The following is a 532-nucleotide window of genomic DNA, read 5'->3' on the forward strand; positions in this document are numbered from 1 at the left end:
CCAGGCAGCAATGACGACGGTTACTATGCGTTAGTCAACGGCGAAGTGGTATTAACCCAAGCCGGTGCGGATCTCGTCAACAACGGTGGCACCTTGCCGCCGGTGGATTTGACCGTCTCGGATGGCAGCTTAACCGGTCAAGACAGTGACACGCCGGGTATTGCGCCGACCAACGATGCGCCGACCATTGATGTGGTCGCCAATGACTTTACTGAAAACAGCGCCGTCGATGGCGCTGTGGCCGCAACCTACACCACCTTTGATGAAGACGGTGATGCACTGACGGTTGACTTTACCCCAGGCAGCAATGACGACAGTTACTATGCGTTGGTTAACGGCGAAGTGGTATTAACCCAAGCCGGTGCGGATCTCGTCAACAACGGTGGCACCCTGCCACCAGTGGATTTAACCGTCTCGGATGGCAGCTTAACCGGTCAAGACAGTGACACGCCGGGTATTGCGCCGACCAACGATGCGCCGACCATTGATGTGGTCGCCAATGACTTTACTGAAAACAGCGCCGTCGATGGCG

The 532-nt window shown here is 56.4% G+C and carries 1 protein-coding gene; it reads left to right on the top strand.

The window, feature by feature from the left end; genetic code table 11:
• Nucleotides 1-532, top strand: a 532-nt coding sequence (locus tag AAEY98_RS22140) for a hypothetical protein (protein WP_351019701.1), incomplete at both ends; no start/stop codon positions are given.

The organism is Shewanella sp. AC91-MNA-CIBAN-0169 (assembly GCF_040310165.1).
In the GTDB taxonomy this organism is placed as follows: Bacteria; Pseudomonadota; Gammaproteobacteria; order Enterobacterales; family Shewanellaceae; genus Shewanella.